Here is a 14,175-nt window from a genome sequence, read left to right as displayed (position 1 = left end):
GGGGGTGTGGGCCGGTGCGGCAACAGACTCGAAGCCCCGTTAACCATTTCTTTGCGCGCCAATCCTATCCTTTTGAACGCAGCAAAAGGGTGGAGCCATGCAGATCTTCAAGCGCAATCGCAGCCGTCGGCCTGACGATCAGGACATGGCAGAGACCACCCGCCCGCAGCGCCGGCTGCGCATCCTGCTGATCGACGAAAATCCCACCGCGCGCGCCGTCGTCGCCCGCCGCCTGTCGCATCTGAACTATGATGTCGCGCTGGCGGAAAATGGCTTTGTCGCGGTCAACCTGCTGGTCACGCGCCCGGCCGACATCATCCTGATCGACATGGGGCTGACGATGCTGCCCGCCGTCGCAACGATTAAGAAGATCCGCGCCGCGAACCTAGCCCTGTCCGCCTGTTTCGTCATGCTCACCGGGCGGCTCGACAGCCAGTCCACCGTCGAGGCGCTGGATGCCGGGGCCGACGACCATGTCGTCAAACCCTTTGATTTTGACGTGCTGGATGCCCGCATGCGCCATCTGTGCCTGCGCGCCGAAACACTCGGCACGCTGACCCGCCACAATGCCGAACTCGACGCCCGTATCGCGCGGCGCGCCGTGGAACTGGGTGAGACGCGGGAGACTTTGCGCGAATTACAGGTCGATCGCGCCCGGCTGGTATCGTCCATCCAGGCGCTGCATGATGAAGTCGAACGATTGAGCGCGCAGCAGGGCTGAAACACCCAACGCCGTTCGTTTCGAGCGAAGTCGAGAAACCTGTGCGCAACGTTTCTCGACTTCGCTCGAAACGAACGGATGTGGTCAGGCTATCGCCCCGTCCAGCGTCACCCATAGCGACAGTCCCTCGCCCGGATCATCAGGCGGTGCGTCCGTAACGATCCGCGCCGCATCGGCCCGCGCCCGGTCAAGGATCACCGCGGGCACCGATGCCGGGTGATAGACCCGGTCCGCCTCCCCCAACAGCCTTGCCGCGCGCAAAGTCAGATCATCGGGATCGCCCGACAGCAATGGAATCGCGACCAACCGCGATCGCTCCGCCTGCCCCTCCGCCGCCAGCCAGCCCGCCAGCCCATCCGCCGCATCGGCGCACAGCGGGTCGATCATCCCGCCCGGCGCCAGCCCCGCGTCAATCCCCCGCCGCCGCGCCCCCGCATCCGCCCAGCGCGCCTTGATCGCGCCACGCGCGGCGAACAAAGCATCCGCCAACGCGCCCAGCCGCGCGGGAAACAGCACCTCCAGCCTTTGCCGCAGCGCCTTGGCCAGCCCTGCCGACGCGCCGCCGGTGCCGATCGCGATCAGCACCGGGTCGCGATCGACAATCGCAGGCAGGGTGAAATCGCACAGGCCGGGATTGTCGGTCGCGTTGACCAGCACGCCCCGCGCCCGCAGCCGCGTCGCCGTCGCCACGTCTCCGTCAGACACGATCGCGATCCGCGCCTGCGGATCATCCTCGCCCACGATGACCGCGCCCGCCCGCTCCAGCAGGCGGCGCTTGGCATCCGCCGCCTCGCCATCCCCGGTCAGGATCACCGGCCTGCCCGTCAGGCGCAGAAAGACGGGCAGGCTGTGCATCAGTCGGCCAGCCAGTCGGGGATGCTATCGCCCGCGATCAGCGCCTCGATCGGCGGGCGCGCGCGCACCACCGCCCATTTGTCGCCCGACACCAGCACTTCAGGCGTCAGCGGACGGCTGTTATAGGTGCCCGCCATCGTCGCGCCATAGGCGCCCGCGGTCATGAAGGCGACCAGATCGCCCGCCGCCACCACATCCATGTCGCGGCCCATGGCGAAGGTGTCGCCGGTCTCGCACACCGGTCCCACGACATTTGCGGCGGCGCGCTGCCCCACCGGCGTTACCGCGCGAATATCATGCCAGGCGTCATAGAGGCTGGGGCGCAGCAGGTCGTTCATCGCTGCGTCGACGATCACGAAGGGTGCCTGCGCGCCCTGCTTCACCCGCACCACGCGCGACAGCAGCGCGCCCGCATTGCCCACGATCACCCGGCCCGGCTCGAACATCAGCCGGACCGGCCAGCCCTGCGTCACCCGGCACACCATCTCGCCATAGGCGGCGGGACTTGGCGGCACCGGCAAAGCAGGGTCGTAAGGCACGCCCAGACCACCGCCCAGATCGGCGGTGCGGATATCATGCCCCGCATCCCGCAACGCCGCGACCAGCGCGCCAACCTTGGTAAAGGCGGCCTCCAGCGGCGCGAGATCGGTCAGCTGGCTGCCGATATGAACGGCGACGCCCTGCACGTCGAGGCCCGACAGATCGCGCGCAGCGGCATAGCTTTCCAGTGCCCGGTCATAGGGGATGCCGAACTTGTTTTCCGACTTGCCGGTCGAAATCTTGGCATGGGTGCCCGCATCCACATCAGGGTTGATCCGGTAGGCCACCGGCGCGCGCTTGCCCATCGACAGCGCAACCTGCGACAGCATTTCCGCTTCCGGTTCGCTTTCCAGATTGAACTGGAAAATGCCATGGCCCAGCGCCAGCCGCATTTCCTCGGCAGTCTTGCCCACGCCAGAAAAGACGATGCGGTCGGCCGGAATCCCCGCCGCAATCGCGCGGAGCAATTCGCCGCCCGACACCACATCCGCGCCCAGACCCAGCTTCGCCAGCGTCGCCAGCACGGCGGCATTGGGGTTGGCCTTGACCGCAAAGGCGATCAGCGGATTGTCGAGCGCCGACAGCGCATCGCGGAACACGCTGACATGGCGCGTCAGGGTCGCGGTCGAATAGACATAGACCGGCGTGCCGACCGCATCGGCGATCGCCGCCATCGGCACCTGCTCCACCTGCATGGCACCGTCCACATAGTCGAAATGGTCCAAATTCTGGTCCTTAGTTTCTTGATTAGGGCTGCTTTTCGGGCGGCAGGTCAAATTCATCCGCCTGCCGCTTTTGCGACTGGGTCAGCAATTCCACATTGCGCTGCGGCCGCGCCTGGGTCGATGGCGTCATCAACTGCGCGCCCGTCGGCGCGGTCGCCGCGCCCACCGGCACCGCAGGCAATTCCTGGCCCGCCACGGGCTTCAAGGGTTGCCGACCACCGCAGGAGGCCAATGCCAGCGCCGCGCAGGCCAGGCCCGCGAGTCTCCGCTTGTGCCTCATCCCAATTCCTCCTGTGCCTGCGCGATCCGCGCCCGCACCTGCGCCGGAGCCGTGCCGCCATGGCTCATCCGGCTGGCGACCGACGCATCGACCGTCAGCACCGCATAGATGCGATCGTCGATCCGCCCGTCAATCTCCTGCAATGTCGCGATCGGCAACTGGTCGAGCGGCACGCCCGCCGCCTCCGCCGCCGCCACCGCGCGCCCGGTGATATGATGCGCCTCACGGAACGGGATGCCGCCCTCCCGCACCAGCCAGTCGGCCAGATCGGTGGCGGTCGCAAAGCCGCTTTCGGCCAGCCCACGCATCCGGTCGGTGCGGAACGTCACCGTCTCGACCATGCCGGTCATCGCCGCGATCGACAGGGCCAGCAGATCGTGCGCCTCGAACACCGGCGGCTTGTCGTCCTGCATATCCTTGGAATAAGCGAGCGGTAGCCCTTTCATCGTCACGCACAGCGCCGTCATGCAGCCCATGATCCGCCCGGCATGGCCACGCACCAGTTCGGCGGCATCCGGGTTGCGCTTTTGCGGCATGATCGAGCTGCCGGTCGAATAGGCGTCGGGCAGCTTGACGAAGCCGAAGGGCTGGCTCGCCCAGATGATGAACTCCTCGGCCAGCCGCGACAGATGCAGCGACGCCTGTGTCGCCGCCATCAGATAATCGAGCGCGAAATCGCGGTCGCTCACGCTGTCCAGGCTGTTGTCGGTTGGCCTGGCAAAGCCCAGAGCCGCCGCCGTCGCGTGCCGGTCGATCGGGAATCCGGTGCCCGCCAGCGCCGCTGCGCCCAGCGGACATTCATCGGCCCGCGCCCGCGCATCGGCAAAGCGGCTGCGGTCGCGCCGCACCATTTCATAATAGGCCATCAGATGATGCCCCAGCGTCACCGGCTGCGCCGACTGCAAATGGGTAAAGCCCGGCATCACCGCGTCGGCATGGTCGCCCGCCCGCGCCAGCAAAGCGCGTTGCAGGCCGATCAGGCCCGCCTGCACTTCGTCGATCGCGTCGCGCACCCACAGGCGGAAATCGGTCGCGACCTGATCGTTGCGCGAACGCGCCGTGTGCAGCCGCCCGGCGGTCGGCCCGATCAGCTGCGCCAGCCGCGATTCGGTGACCATGTGGATATCTTCAAGATCCAGGTCGACCGGCACGCCATCGGCCTCATATTCCGCCGCGATCCGGTTCAGCCCCTCGGTAATCGCCTGCGCATCCTCACCCTCGACAATGCCCTGTTTGGCCAGCATCGCGACATGCGCCTTGGACCCGGCGATGTCCTGCTTCCACAATCGCTTGTCGAACGGGATGGAGGCATTTATCTCGCGCATGATCGAAGCGGGGCCGGCCGCAAACCGGCCACCCCACATGCTGTTGGAGCCTTCCCCCTTGGAACCTGTTTCGCGCGCGCTGATGATACTGCTCCTGACCGCTGCTTTGGCGGCCTGCGATAGGCAATCGCCGCCCGCTGGGCAAGCCAATGCAAGCATGAGCGGCGAGGTAATGGCGTCAGGTAACGCCACCAAGGGAGACGGCGAATTCAGCTACCGGCTGGACCGCAGCAAGGCTGGCACCCCCGCCCCGACCTTCGCCTTCCAGAATCCCGACGGGGGGGAGGCGACATTGCAGGATTTCGCCGGGCGCCCGCTGCTCGTCAATCTGTGGGCGACCTGGTGCACGCCCTGCGTCGCGGAAATGCCGACGCTGGACCGGATCGCGGAAACCTACGGTCCAAAGGGGCTGGCTGTCCTGACCATTTCGCAGGACACACAGGGCGAAAAGGCGGTCAAACCCTTCTTCGCGAAACACGCCCTGCCGCACCTTAAAGGCTGGGCCGACCCGGACAATCATTTCGGCTTCGACTATGCCACCGGCCTGCTGCCCACCACCGTCCTCTATGATGCGCAGGGCAAGGAAATGGTCCGCGTGATCGGCGCGATGGACTGGGAAGGGCCAGAGGCCAAAGCGCTGATCGACGCCGCCATGGCGTCCTGATCCGCCGTCCTTTGGCGCAGGTGCAAAATCGGTTGCTGTCGCCCAAATAGGGCAAAAGCCGCGTGATAACCTTATGTTTCCGATATGGAAACGAGATGGAAACAATCCACAAATATGTAATTTTTGTGCAGCGCAATAGAGGATTGGCGCTGCGTATTCGTCGTTCCCCCTGTCATCGATAAATCTAAACAGGGGGCATGAATGACACGGTTGTCCGCGCTTAAACTCTCACTGATCCTCGCATCGTCCTGGTCCGCCTGCGCCATCGCGCAGGACGCGCCGCAGGAACCACAGGCCGACGAAGGCGCCGCCATCATCGTCACCGGCACCCGCGCCGTGGGGATGCAGGCCGCAGACAGCGCCGCACCGATCCAGGTGCTCAGCTCCGACGCAATCGCCCATGTCGGACAGCCGAACCTGAACCAGGTGCTGACCCAGATCGTCCCCAGCTTCACCGCGCAGACGCAGGGCACCGATCTTTCCAGCTTCTCGCTGTCGGCCCGCCTGCGCGGCCTCAGCCCCAACCACACGCTGGTCCTTGTCAACGGCAAGCGCCGCCACGGCAACGGCATCCTTCAGGTGCTCGGTGCCTTCTCCGGCTCGGCCGCGCCCAGCATCGACCTCATTCCGCCAGACTCCGTCGCGCAGGTCGAAGTGTTCCAGGAAGGTGCCGCCGCCGTGTACGGCACGGACGCCATCGCCGGCGTCATCAACTTCATCCTCAAGGATGATGCCGAAGGCGGATCGATCAAGATCACCGGCGGCCAGCATTATGACAGCGAAGGCGAGCTGTTCTCCATCTCCGGCAACTATGGCGTCAAACTGGGCGAGGATGGCTTCATCAACCTCAGCCTGTTCCACCGCCGTCAGGATTATACCACGCTCGGCGAAGGCCAGGTCCAGGTCACAAGACCCGATGGCACGCTCCAGCCCAATGCGCCTGCCCAATGGTCGAATCTGGCCGGGGACGCGCTGGCGGGGATCAACGGCGGTCAGCCCAAGACCGAACTCAACCTGCTGTTCGTCAACGCTGGCTATGATTTTGGCGGTGTCGAAGTCTATGCCTTTGGCGACGTTGCCCGTCGCGAAGGCTGGGCCAAGCAGGGCTACCGCCATCCCAAGCGCATCTGCTACGAAACCGGCAATCTCGGCGGCGGGGTCACGCCTGCGGCCTATAATCCCAACATCTGCTACAGCGACACCGGCACCTTCGGCATGGTCCCGCTCCAGCATGTGATCGAGGACGAATATAGCATGACCGTCGGCGCCAAGGGCGAAGTCGGCGGCGGCTGGAATTATGACCTCAGCACCACCTATGGCTATCAGAAGAACGACATCTGGACCGAAAGCTCCGCCCATCGCGAAGTATGGCAGGAAAGCTATGCCGCATCGCTCCAGGGTATCGGCGTCCCCAATACGCCCGACAAGGCCTATGATGGCGGCTTCCGCCTGAGCCAGACCACGGTCACCGCCGACATCCGCAAGGAATTCGAGCTGGGCATGGCCGCACCGCTGACGTTCGCCTTCGGCGGCGAATATCGCAAGGACACCTATGAAATCGTCCAGGGCGATTTCTATTCGACCTATAAGACCGGCGTGCAGTCCTTCCCCGGCTATAAGGCGACCGACGCCGGGCGCTTCACCCGCAGTTCGCGCGCGGGCTATATCAACTTCATTGCCCAGCCGGTCGACGGCTGGACGGTCGATCTGGCCGGTCGCTACGAAGATTATACCGATTTCGGCGACACGCTGATCGGCAAGATTACGACCCGCTACGACTTCTCCGACGCCATCGCCATTCGCGGCACCGCCAGCACCGGCTTCCGCGCACCGACGCTCGCTGAACAGAAATATTCGACCATCAACGTCGGCCCGACCAGCGCCGTCGCCCAGCTTCCGGCCGGTACGCCTGCTGCGGCGCTGCTCGGCTTCGGTCCGCTCGGCCCGGAAAAATCGAAGAATTTCTCGGCCGGTATCGTATTGCGCCCCGTTCCCAAGCTGGCGGTCACGGTCGACGCCTATATGATCAAGATCAAGGACCGCATCGCTGCCACCGCGTCGCGTAACGCCGTACAGGGCGGCGTGGTCCAGCCGGGCGCAGCGGCGATCTTCGATGCATTGGCGGCGGCGGGCATCGTCCTCGACACCGCGCTCCAGACCGTTGGCGTGCAAAGCTTCACCAACGGCATCGACACCAAGACGACGGGCGTGGATTTCTCCATCGCCTATCCCGTCTCGCTGGGCTTCGGTTCGCTCAATCTCTCGGTCAACGGCAATTACAACAAGACCAAGATCACCAACAACAAGGTCGGCTACCCGCTGTTCAACGCCGCGTCGGAAAGCAATATCGAGGATACGACGCCCAAATATAAGGTTGGTTTCGGCGCCCTGCTCAAGGCGGACAAGCTGACCGTCAACCTGCGCGAAACGCTTTATGCCAAGACCAGCGTGCTGGTGCGTCCGGGCGTCGGCAGCGGTGTGGTGCCAGACGGTGGCTTCCTGATCGCCGACGGCGCGCTGATCAACGGTGTGAACGCCAACCAGCTATACTTTAATGGCGTGGTAAAGCGGGCGATCATCACCGATCTGGAAGTCGGTTATGATTTCACCGACAATGTAACCTTCTCGATCGGTGCGAACAATCTGTTCGACAAGATCCCCGAAGTCCCCAAGCTGGTGTCCGGCACCGGCGTGGTCGTGAACCCCGGCGTGTCGCCGTACATCAACGGCTCCGGCTCCTACAACAGCCCCTATGGCCATGGTGCCTATGGCACGTCGGGCGGCTATTATTATGCTCGCATCGACTTCAAATTCTGATTGATGTCACGAAGGAAGGGCCGGTTCGGAAACGAACCGGCCCTTTTGCTATTTAGGCAGGAATGTCCATGCAGCCCCATTTCCTCCTCGCCGCACTCGCCCTGACCATCGCGACGCCAGCAACGGCGCAACAGGCGATGCCCACCACATTGCCCTTTTCACCCTCGGTCCGCGTCGGCGACACCCTCTATATGTCCGGCCAGATCGGCCAGTCGCCCCAAGGGATGGACCCGCACAAGGAGGGGTTCGATGCCGCCGTGCGACAGGCGATGGATTCGATCGGCAAGATCCTGACCGACAATGGCCTCGATTTCGGCCATGTCGTCAAATGCACGGTGATGCTGGACGATATGGCCGACTGGCCACGCTTCAACGCCGCCTATATACCCTATTTCAAGGGCAAACGCCTGCCCGCCCGCAGTGCCTTTGGTGCGGACGGCCTGGCGCTGGGCGCGCCGCTGGAAATCGAGTGTATCGCCGCGTTTAAATGACGCTGGCCTCGCGCGCCAGCAGCACCGGCACGCCATCGCGCACCGGATAAGCCAGCCCCGCCGCATCGGATATCAGCGCCCCGCGCACCCCATCCCAGCGCAACGACGTCCGCGTCACCGGGCACACCAGCTTGGCCAGCAGCCATGGATCGACCGGCGCACTCTCGCCAACATCCCTCATTGCATCGTCGCGCCGCCGTCGCGTTCGATCCGGCCGAAAATCTGCATCAGCTGGATGATCCGTTCCGACCGCTCGCCCAGCGTATCGGCCTCCAGCAGCGTCTGCTTGGCCGCCGCATCGAACGGCGCGATCTGGGCGATGCCGTTGACCAGCGCCATATCGTCCAGCCGCGACACCGCGGTCCAGTCCACGACATAGCCCAGCGCATCGGCAAAGCGCCGCGATTCCATCTCCAGCGCCGCCCGCTCGACCGCGTGCAACACCTCATCTTCCTGCGGCGCCTGCATCACGTCCGCCTCGATCTGGCGGAACTGGGTCGTCACCGCCAATTCGCGCACCACCCTGAACCGCGCCAGCCCAGTCAGGATGATGTTGAACCGCCCGTCGTCCAGCGCCTCGATATGGCTGACATGACCCAGACAGCCCATGTCGAACAAGGGCGGCACCGGCCCATCTCCGCGCGGCTGGATCATGCCGATCCGCCGGTCACGCGCCATCGCGTCATGAATCAACGCCCGGTATCGCGGCTCGAAAATATGGAGCGGCAAATCCATGCCCGGCAGCAGCAGCGCGCCGGAGAGCGGGAATATCGAGACGCGGGCGAGTGGCACCGGCCCGGCCGTCAGGCGAACAAGATCTGCGACAGCTTCCGACGCTGTGCCGATACCCAGGGATCTTCCAGCCCGACCGCCTCGAACAGGGTCAGCAATTGCGTGCGCGCCGCGCTGTCATTCCACGCCCGGTCGCGCCGCACAATCTCCAGCAGCGCCTCTGCCGCACCCTCGCGGTCGCCATTGGCCATCAGCCCGCCCGCCAGCTCGAACCGCGCATCATGATCGTCGGGGTCAGCCGCGACTTTCGCCTCCAGCCCCGAAAGGTCCGCCACCGGCCTGGCGTCGCGCGCCAGCGCAAGCGCCGCGCGCGCGCGATCGACCGCCTGATCCTTCGCCGCATCGGCCGACAGCGCGTCCAGCACCGCTTCCGCTTCGTCCAGCTGCCCCAGCGCCACCAGCGCCCGCGCCTGACCCGACGCCACATCGGCATGGTCGGGCACCATCTGCGCAATCTGTGTGAAGATCGACAAGGCGCGCTCGGCATCGCCCGCCGCCAGCGTTTCCTCGCCCATCGCGATCAGCGGCGCGATTTCCTGCTCCTGCGCCTTTTCCTCCGATTCGATCGGCAACTGGCCCAGCAACTGGTCGAGATATTGCTTCAATTGCCCCTCGGTCCGCGCCTGCGACAGGTCGGCGACCGGCTGGCCCTGAAACACGGCATAGACGGTCGGGATCGACTGCACCCGGAACTGACTGGCGATGAAGCCATTTTCATCGACATTGACCTTGACCAGCCTGACGCCCTTGGCCGCATAGTCGGCGCACACTTTCTCGATGATCGGCGTCAGTTGCTTGCAGGGGCCGCACCATTCGGCCCAGAAATCGACGATCACCAACTGCGTGCGCGAAGGCTCCACCACGTCGCGGCGAAACGCCTCCACGGCCAGCTTGTCGGCCTCGCTCATTCCCAGGGTCGCCACGCTTTCATCTCCTGCCACTGCGGTACGTCGCCGCCTCCATAGCCCGCAATATGGGGAGCGTCACCCTCCCCGCGCAAGGTCAGGAAAAGCGCGGTATCAGAAGGTATAGCCTACCCCGATAGCTCCGATGAACTGGTCCTTCGACCCGGCAATGGCCACCACGGGCGAATCGGCATAGCGGCCCAGCATCCGGGAATAGCCGACCATGCCGGCAATCACCCAGCCCCGGCGAATGTCGCCGGACAGCGAATATCCCCCGGTCAGATTCGCGTTGACGCGCCGGAATCCGGCGTCGGCACCGCCCCGCGCATAGACCGGCAGGCCGCTCGCCAACGAACCGGCAGCGTCGATATCCGAATAATAGCGGCCGAATTTCTTGCCGACATAGTCCGCCGACACGCCGATCCCGGCAAAGCTGCGGATCGACAATGGCGTAAAATATTCGATCGCCGGGGTGACGATATAGCTTTCATGCGCGCCCGCGACATCCTTGGTCACCGCGACCCGCGCGCTCAGATTGTCATAGGCGCTGGTGATGATCCCGGTCTTGCCGATGCCGACATAGCCGCCAACCTCGATTGCCGTGTCCCGCTTGCCCAGCGCCTCGATGGCGCGGTCGTTGATCTGCTTGATGCTGGTCCGGTCCAGCCGCACACCGACGACCGGACCCAGCTGAAAGTCGATGCCGCTATCGTCCCGATTGGGAATGGCGTCGAAAAACAGCATGGGTCCGCGGGTGAAGAAAGCATGCTCCTTCACTGTGCCGCGCAATTGCGGGCCGAAAATCATCCGGGAATCGTCGGACCCTTCATAGGTCGGGATGGACGCTACCCCGATGCCGACGGTCAGGCTGCTGCGATCCTCCGCCTCCTGCGCCACTACAGGCGCGGGGACGATGAACGGCAGGGTTAGCAGAAGGATACGGGAAAGCTGGTTCATAAGGCCCCTGTTCAGCCAATGGCGGTCAGGCCAAAGAATGTTTCACGACGGTTACAGGTTCCCCCCGCAATCCTACAGGAAATATTTGAGGCGAATATCCTGCGCCACCGGCGCACCCGCGACGGCAAAGCTGGCCGACCGGAAACTGGGCGCGCCAAAGCGCAGCACCGGATTGCGCGAAAAGCCCACCCCTTCGCGCGGGATGCCGACGAACGTGTCCAGCTTGCCATTGCCATTTTCGTCATGGACGATCGCGATGGCATAGTCGCCGGGCGTCACATTGCCGATCGTCACCGCGCCGCCCTTTGCCGCCACCACGAAATGCCGCTTGTCGGGATCATGGCTGCAATCGGGGAAATAGCGCGGCACCCGCGTCACGCACACCAATATCTGTCCCTTGGTGGACCGCAGCCCCTCCAGCACCATGCTGAGCGGTTGCGGCTGCCCCAACGGAGCGGCACCCAGCAGCGCCGGGACCAGCGCGATCAACCAGCCAACCCGACCCGTCACGCGCGCGCCTTCGCGGTAAAATCGCCAAGCCCCCGGTCAGTGCCGCACAGCCGGTCCCAGACCCGGAAATAAAGGCCGTAATTGCAGGCATACAGGTCATGATGCCGCTGATGATGGGTCGCGGTGATCAGCCACCCGCCCAGCGGCCCGCGCACCAGCCAGCGCGGAAACATCTCCCACCCCATATGATTGCTCACCCCCATGATCGTCATGATCGTCAGCACCACCGCCAGCGCACCGACATGGATGGGGATCATGAACACCAGCGCCGGGATCACCACCGCCCCGGTCAGCGCTTCCCAGGGATGAAAGCTCATCGCCGCCCAGGCCGTCGGCGGGCGGCTGGCATGATGCATCGCATGGGCGATGCGAAAGGGCTTGGGCCGGTGCATCCAGCGATGGGTCCAGTAAAACCATGTGTCATGCGCGGCGAGGTAGAGCAGCACGGACAGCGGCAGATACCAGAGCGGCAATGCCGCGACATCGGTATAGATGCGCGTCCACCCCCGCGCCTGCCATCCCCATGCGACGATCCCGGCGGGGATGCCGTAAATCAGCGCAGACAGCAGCGACCAGCCGATTTCCCGACCCATCTGCCGCTCCAGCCCGCGATACAGGCCCGGCTGCCGCACCCGCGTCGCCAGCGCAAACCCGCCGCTCGCCAGCAGATAACGCACACCGACAATGGCGCTCATCGCCAAGGCGGACCAAAGAATAGCTGCGACCATCCAGCGCCTATAGCCCAAACAAATACCGTCATCCCAGCGAAAGCTCGAATGACGCCTCTTTCTCCGCACCCCTATGTCATCCTCCCCTAGCAGGGGAGGATGGCCAATAGCCCCCTAAGTTCTCGGCCGTGCCTGCCGGTAACTCCCCAGCATCCGCACCCATTTGGTGTGGAACTCCAGTTCCGCCAGTGCCCGGTCGACCGCCGGATCGCCCGGCATCCCCTCAATATCGCAGAAAAATTCGGTCGCCGCGAAGCTCGCGCCGCGCTGGTAGCTTTCCAACTTGGTCATGTTGACGCCATTGGTCGCAAAGCCGCCCATCGCCTTGTAGAGCGCGGCGGGGACATTCTTCACCTCGAACAGGAATGTCGTCATCACCGGCCCGACATTGGCGACCGGCATTTTCGGCTCACGCGCCAGCACCAGGAAGCGCGTCATATTGTCGTCGCTATCCTCGATATTCTCGGCGATCAGGCGCAGCCCGTACAGCTCCGCCGCCAGATAGGGCGCAATCGCGCCTTCGCCCGGCAGTCGTGTTTCCGCCACCAGCGCCGCCGCGCCCGCCGTATCGGCATAGGCGACCGGCTGGATGCCCCGCTCACGCAGATAATGGCGGCACTGGCCCAGTGCTTGCGGATGGCTGATCGCGCTTTTGACCGGGCTGTTGTCAGGCGCCATCAGACAATGGCGAATCCGCAGGAAATATTCGTCAACAATGGACAGGCCCGATTCGGGCAGCAGGAAATGCATGTCCGCAACCCGCCCGTGCAGGCTGTTTTCGATCGGGATGATTGCCCGCGCCGCCTGTCCATTACGCACCACATCGATCGCATCCTCGAACGCGAAACAGGGCAAAGGCACGCAATCGGGCGCATAATCCAGCGCCGCCAGATGCGAATTGGCCCCCGGCGCGCCCTGATAGGCGACGGCGCGGGCCGGGTCGGCGGCGGCTTTTTCAGCCAGTTGCGCGACGATGGCGCGCGCGGGAGCGGGATAGTTTTCCATGGATGGCTGCGCGCTTAGGCAGTTGCGCGGGGCCGCGCAAGCATCGGCAGGACGGCAAGCAGGGCAGGTCGCGCATTTGTGGCGTCAAGCCGGGTTGCACGTTCGCGTGTCCGCCATTATGGCAACGGCCAAGAGGGGGCGCCAAGACAGCCGCCCGAACAGAAATGCAAGGGAAATCGAGCGAAATGGGCGATCGTTTCAATACCGTAGCGGGCTGGGCGCTGTTCGCGGGCATTATTGCGCTCGGCGGCGCGATCGTCAGTTCCAAATTCTTCCATGACGAACGGCCCGAAACCATGGGCTATGCGATCGAAGGCGTGGAAGCCGAAGGGGAAGGCGCTGCTGCTGGTCCCGGCCTCAACACCCTGCTCGCCAGCGCAGATGTTGCAGCCGGTGAAAAGGTGTTTGCCAAGTGCGCCGCCTGCCACACCGTCAATTCGGGCGGTGCCAATGGCATCGGTCCCAACCTGTTCGCCACTGTCGGCAAGGGCCATGGCCATGTCGCAGGCTTCGCCTATTCCGAAGCATTGAAGTCGGTGCCGGGCAACTGGACCTTCGAGGCGCTGGACAAGTGGCTGAAAAGCCCGCGTGAATATGCGCCCGGCACCAAGATGACCTTTGCCGGGCTCGGCAATCCGGTCGATCGCGCCAATCTGATCGCCTGGCTCAACACGCAGGGTTCCAACCTGCCGCTGCCCGCCGCCGACGCAGCCCCGGCCGCCGAAGGCGCAAACGCCGCCGAAGCGGGCAACGCCGCCAACGCTAGCGAAGCCCCGGCCGGGAACGCTGCCAACGCAGCAGAGTAAAGCGCGACCGGTACGCCGGTCGATTTACGCGAATTGACGGGCGCGGCACTGGTT

General features: G+C 64.6%; 16 protein-coding genes. 5 read left to right on the top strand and 11 right to left on the bottom strand.

The features are described 5' to 3' along the window. Positions 1-97: 97 nt before the first annotated feature. Positions 98-721 carry a response regulator transcription factor gene (locus EBBID32_RS07230; protein WP_006953299.1) on the top strand — a complete coding sequence of 208 codons (624 nt, stop codon included), beginning with the start codon at positions 98-100 and terminating at the stop codon, positions 719-721. A gap of 84 nt (positions 722-805) precedes the next feature. Here the strand turns inward: EBBID32_RS07230 and EBBID32_RS07225 are convergent, their stop codons facing one another. From EBBID32_RS07225 to argH, 4 genes are read right to left on the bottom strand one after another with little or no spacing between them, the layout of a single operon-like run. Beyond that, entirely contained in the window at positions 806-1,576 is a 771-nt protein-coding gene (locus tag EBBID32_RS07225) for a precorrin-2 dehydrogenase/sirohydrochlorin ferrochelatase family protein (protein ID WP_006953297.1), read from the bottom strand. Continuing rightward, positions 1,576-2,841, bottom strand: a complete 1,266-nt coding sequence (gene lysA / locus EBBID32_RS07220) for a diaminopimelate decarboxylase (protein WP_006953296.1) — start codon at positions 2,839-2,841, stop codon at positions 1,576-1,578. Before lysA ends, EBBID32_RS07225 begins: the two co-directional genes overlap by 1 nt. 22 nt (positions 2,842-2,863) lie before the next feature. Continuing rightward, on the bottom strand, positions 2,864-3,121 hold the full coding sequence (locus EBBID32_RS07215; protein ID WP_006953294.1) for a hypothetical protein: 258 nt from the start codon (positions 3,119-3,121) through the stop codon (positions 2,864-2,866). After that, on the bottom strand, positions 3,118-4,485 hold the full coding sequence (gene argH, locus EBBID32_RS07210; protein ID WP_006953292.1) for an argininosuccinate lyase: 1,368 nt from the start codon (positions 4,483-4,485) through the stop codon (positions 3,118-3,120). Before argH ends, EBBID32_RS07215 begins: the two co-directional genes overlap by 4 nt. 43 nt (positions 4,486-4,528) lie before the next feature. On the opposite strand from argH, the gene EBBID32_RS07205 reads away from it, so the two are divergent. From EBBID32_RS07205 to EBBID32_RS07195, 3 genes are all read left to right on the top strand, one after another. Beyond that, on the top strand, positions 4,529-5,110 hold the full coding sequence (locus EBBID32_RS07205; RefSeq protein ID WP_037489472.1) for a TlpA family protein disulfide reductase: 582 nt from the start codon (positions 4,529-4,531) through the stop codon (positions 5,108-5,110). Positions 5,111-5,311: 201 nt separating this feature from the next. Further along, entirely contained in the window at positions 5,312-7,927 is a 2,616-nt protein-coding gene (locus EBBID32_RS07200) for a TonB-dependent receptor plug domain-containing protein (RefSeq protein WP_037489469.1), read from the top strand. Between the two features lie 68 nt (positions 7,928-7,995). Further along, on the top strand, positions 7,996-8,418 hold the full coding sequence (locus EBBID32_RS07195; RefSeq protein ID WP_006953286.1) for a RidA family protein: 423 nt from the start codon (positions 7,996-7,998) through the stop codon (positions 8,416-8,418). Here EBBID32_RS07195 and EBBID32_RS07190 read toward each other — a convergent pair. The 7 genes from EBBID32_RS07190 to EBBID32_RS07160 all read right to left on the bottom strand — a co-directional run bounded on the left by EBBID32_RS07190 (position 8,411) and on the right by EBBID32_RS07160 (position 13,315). Next, on the bottom strand, positions 8,411-8,599 hold the full coding sequence (locus tag EBBID32_RS07190; protein WP_006953283.1) for a Trm112 family protein: 189 nt from the start codon (positions 8,597-8,599) through the stop codon (positions 8,411-8,413). The two genes, EBBID32_RS07195 and EBBID32_RS07190, sit on opposite strands and share 8 nt — an antisense overlap. After that, positions 8,596-9,210 carry an LON peptidase substrate-binding domain-containing protein gene (locus tag EBBID32_RS07185; RefSeq protein ID WP_006953282.1) on the bottom strand — a complete coding sequence of 205 codons (615 nt, stop codon included), beginning with the start codon at positions 9,208-9,210 and terminating at the stop codon, positions 8,596-8,598. Before EBBID32_RS07185 ends, EBBID32_RS07190 begins: the two co-directional genes overlap by 4 nt. 11 nt (positions 9,211-9,221) lie before the next feature. Continuing rightward, a complete protein-coding gene (locus tag EBBID32_RS07180; protein WP_006953279.1) occupies positions 9,222-10,133 on the bottom strand; it encodes a tetratricopeptide repeat protein in 912 nt (303 codons plus the stop codon). 96 nt (positions 10,134-10,229) lie between these two features. Continuing rightward, positions 10,230-11,072: a MipA/OmpV family protein gene (locus EBBID32_RS07175; protein WP_006953277.1), complete on the bottom strand. Its 843-nt coding sequence runs from the start codon at positions 11,070-11,072 to the stop codon at positions 10,230-10,232. Positions 11,073-11,144: 72 nt separating this feature from the next. Continuing rightward, positions 11,145-11,582, bottom strand: coding sequence for a DUF2141 domain-containing protein (locus tag EBBID32_RS07170; RefSeq protein WP_006953276.1), 438 nt, complete (start codon positions 11,580-11,582; stop codon positions 11,145-11,147). Then, positions 11,579-12,310 carry a sterol desaturase family protein gene (locus EBBID32_RS07165; protein ID WP_006953275.1) on the bottom strand — a complete coding sequence of 244 codons (732 nt, stop codon included), beginning with the start codon at positions 12,308-12,310 and terminating at the stop codon, positions 11,579-11,581. Before EBBID32_RS07165 ends, EBBID32_RS07170 begins: the two co-directional genes overlap by 4 nt. A gap of 114 nt (positions 12,311-12,424) precedes the next feature. Beyond that, positions 12,425-13,315, bottom strand: coding sequence for a prephenate dehydratase (locus EBBID32_RS07160; protein ID WP_006953273.1), 891 nt, complete (start codon positions 13,313-13,315; stop codon positions 12,425-12,427). Positions 13,316-13,500: 185 nt separating this feature from the next. Between EBBID32_RS07160 and EBBID32_RS07155 the strand changes: the two genes are divergently transcribed. Next, positions 13,501-14,121, top strand: coding sequence for a c-type cytochrome (locus tag EBBID32_RS07155; protein ID WP_006953271.1), 621 nt, complete (start codon positions 13,501-13,503; stop codon positions 14,119-14,121). Positions 14,122-14,175: the final 54 nt, after the last annotated feature.

The organism is Sphingobium indicum BiD32, assembly GCF_000382885.1.
Classification (GTDB): Bacteria; Pseudomonadota; Alphaproteobacteria; order Sphingomonadales; family Sphingomonadaceae; genus Sphingobium; species Sphingobium japonicum_C.
The sequence above is the reverse complement of the archived record's forward strand: the minus strand, read 5'-3'. Positions and strand labels throughout refer to the sequence as shown.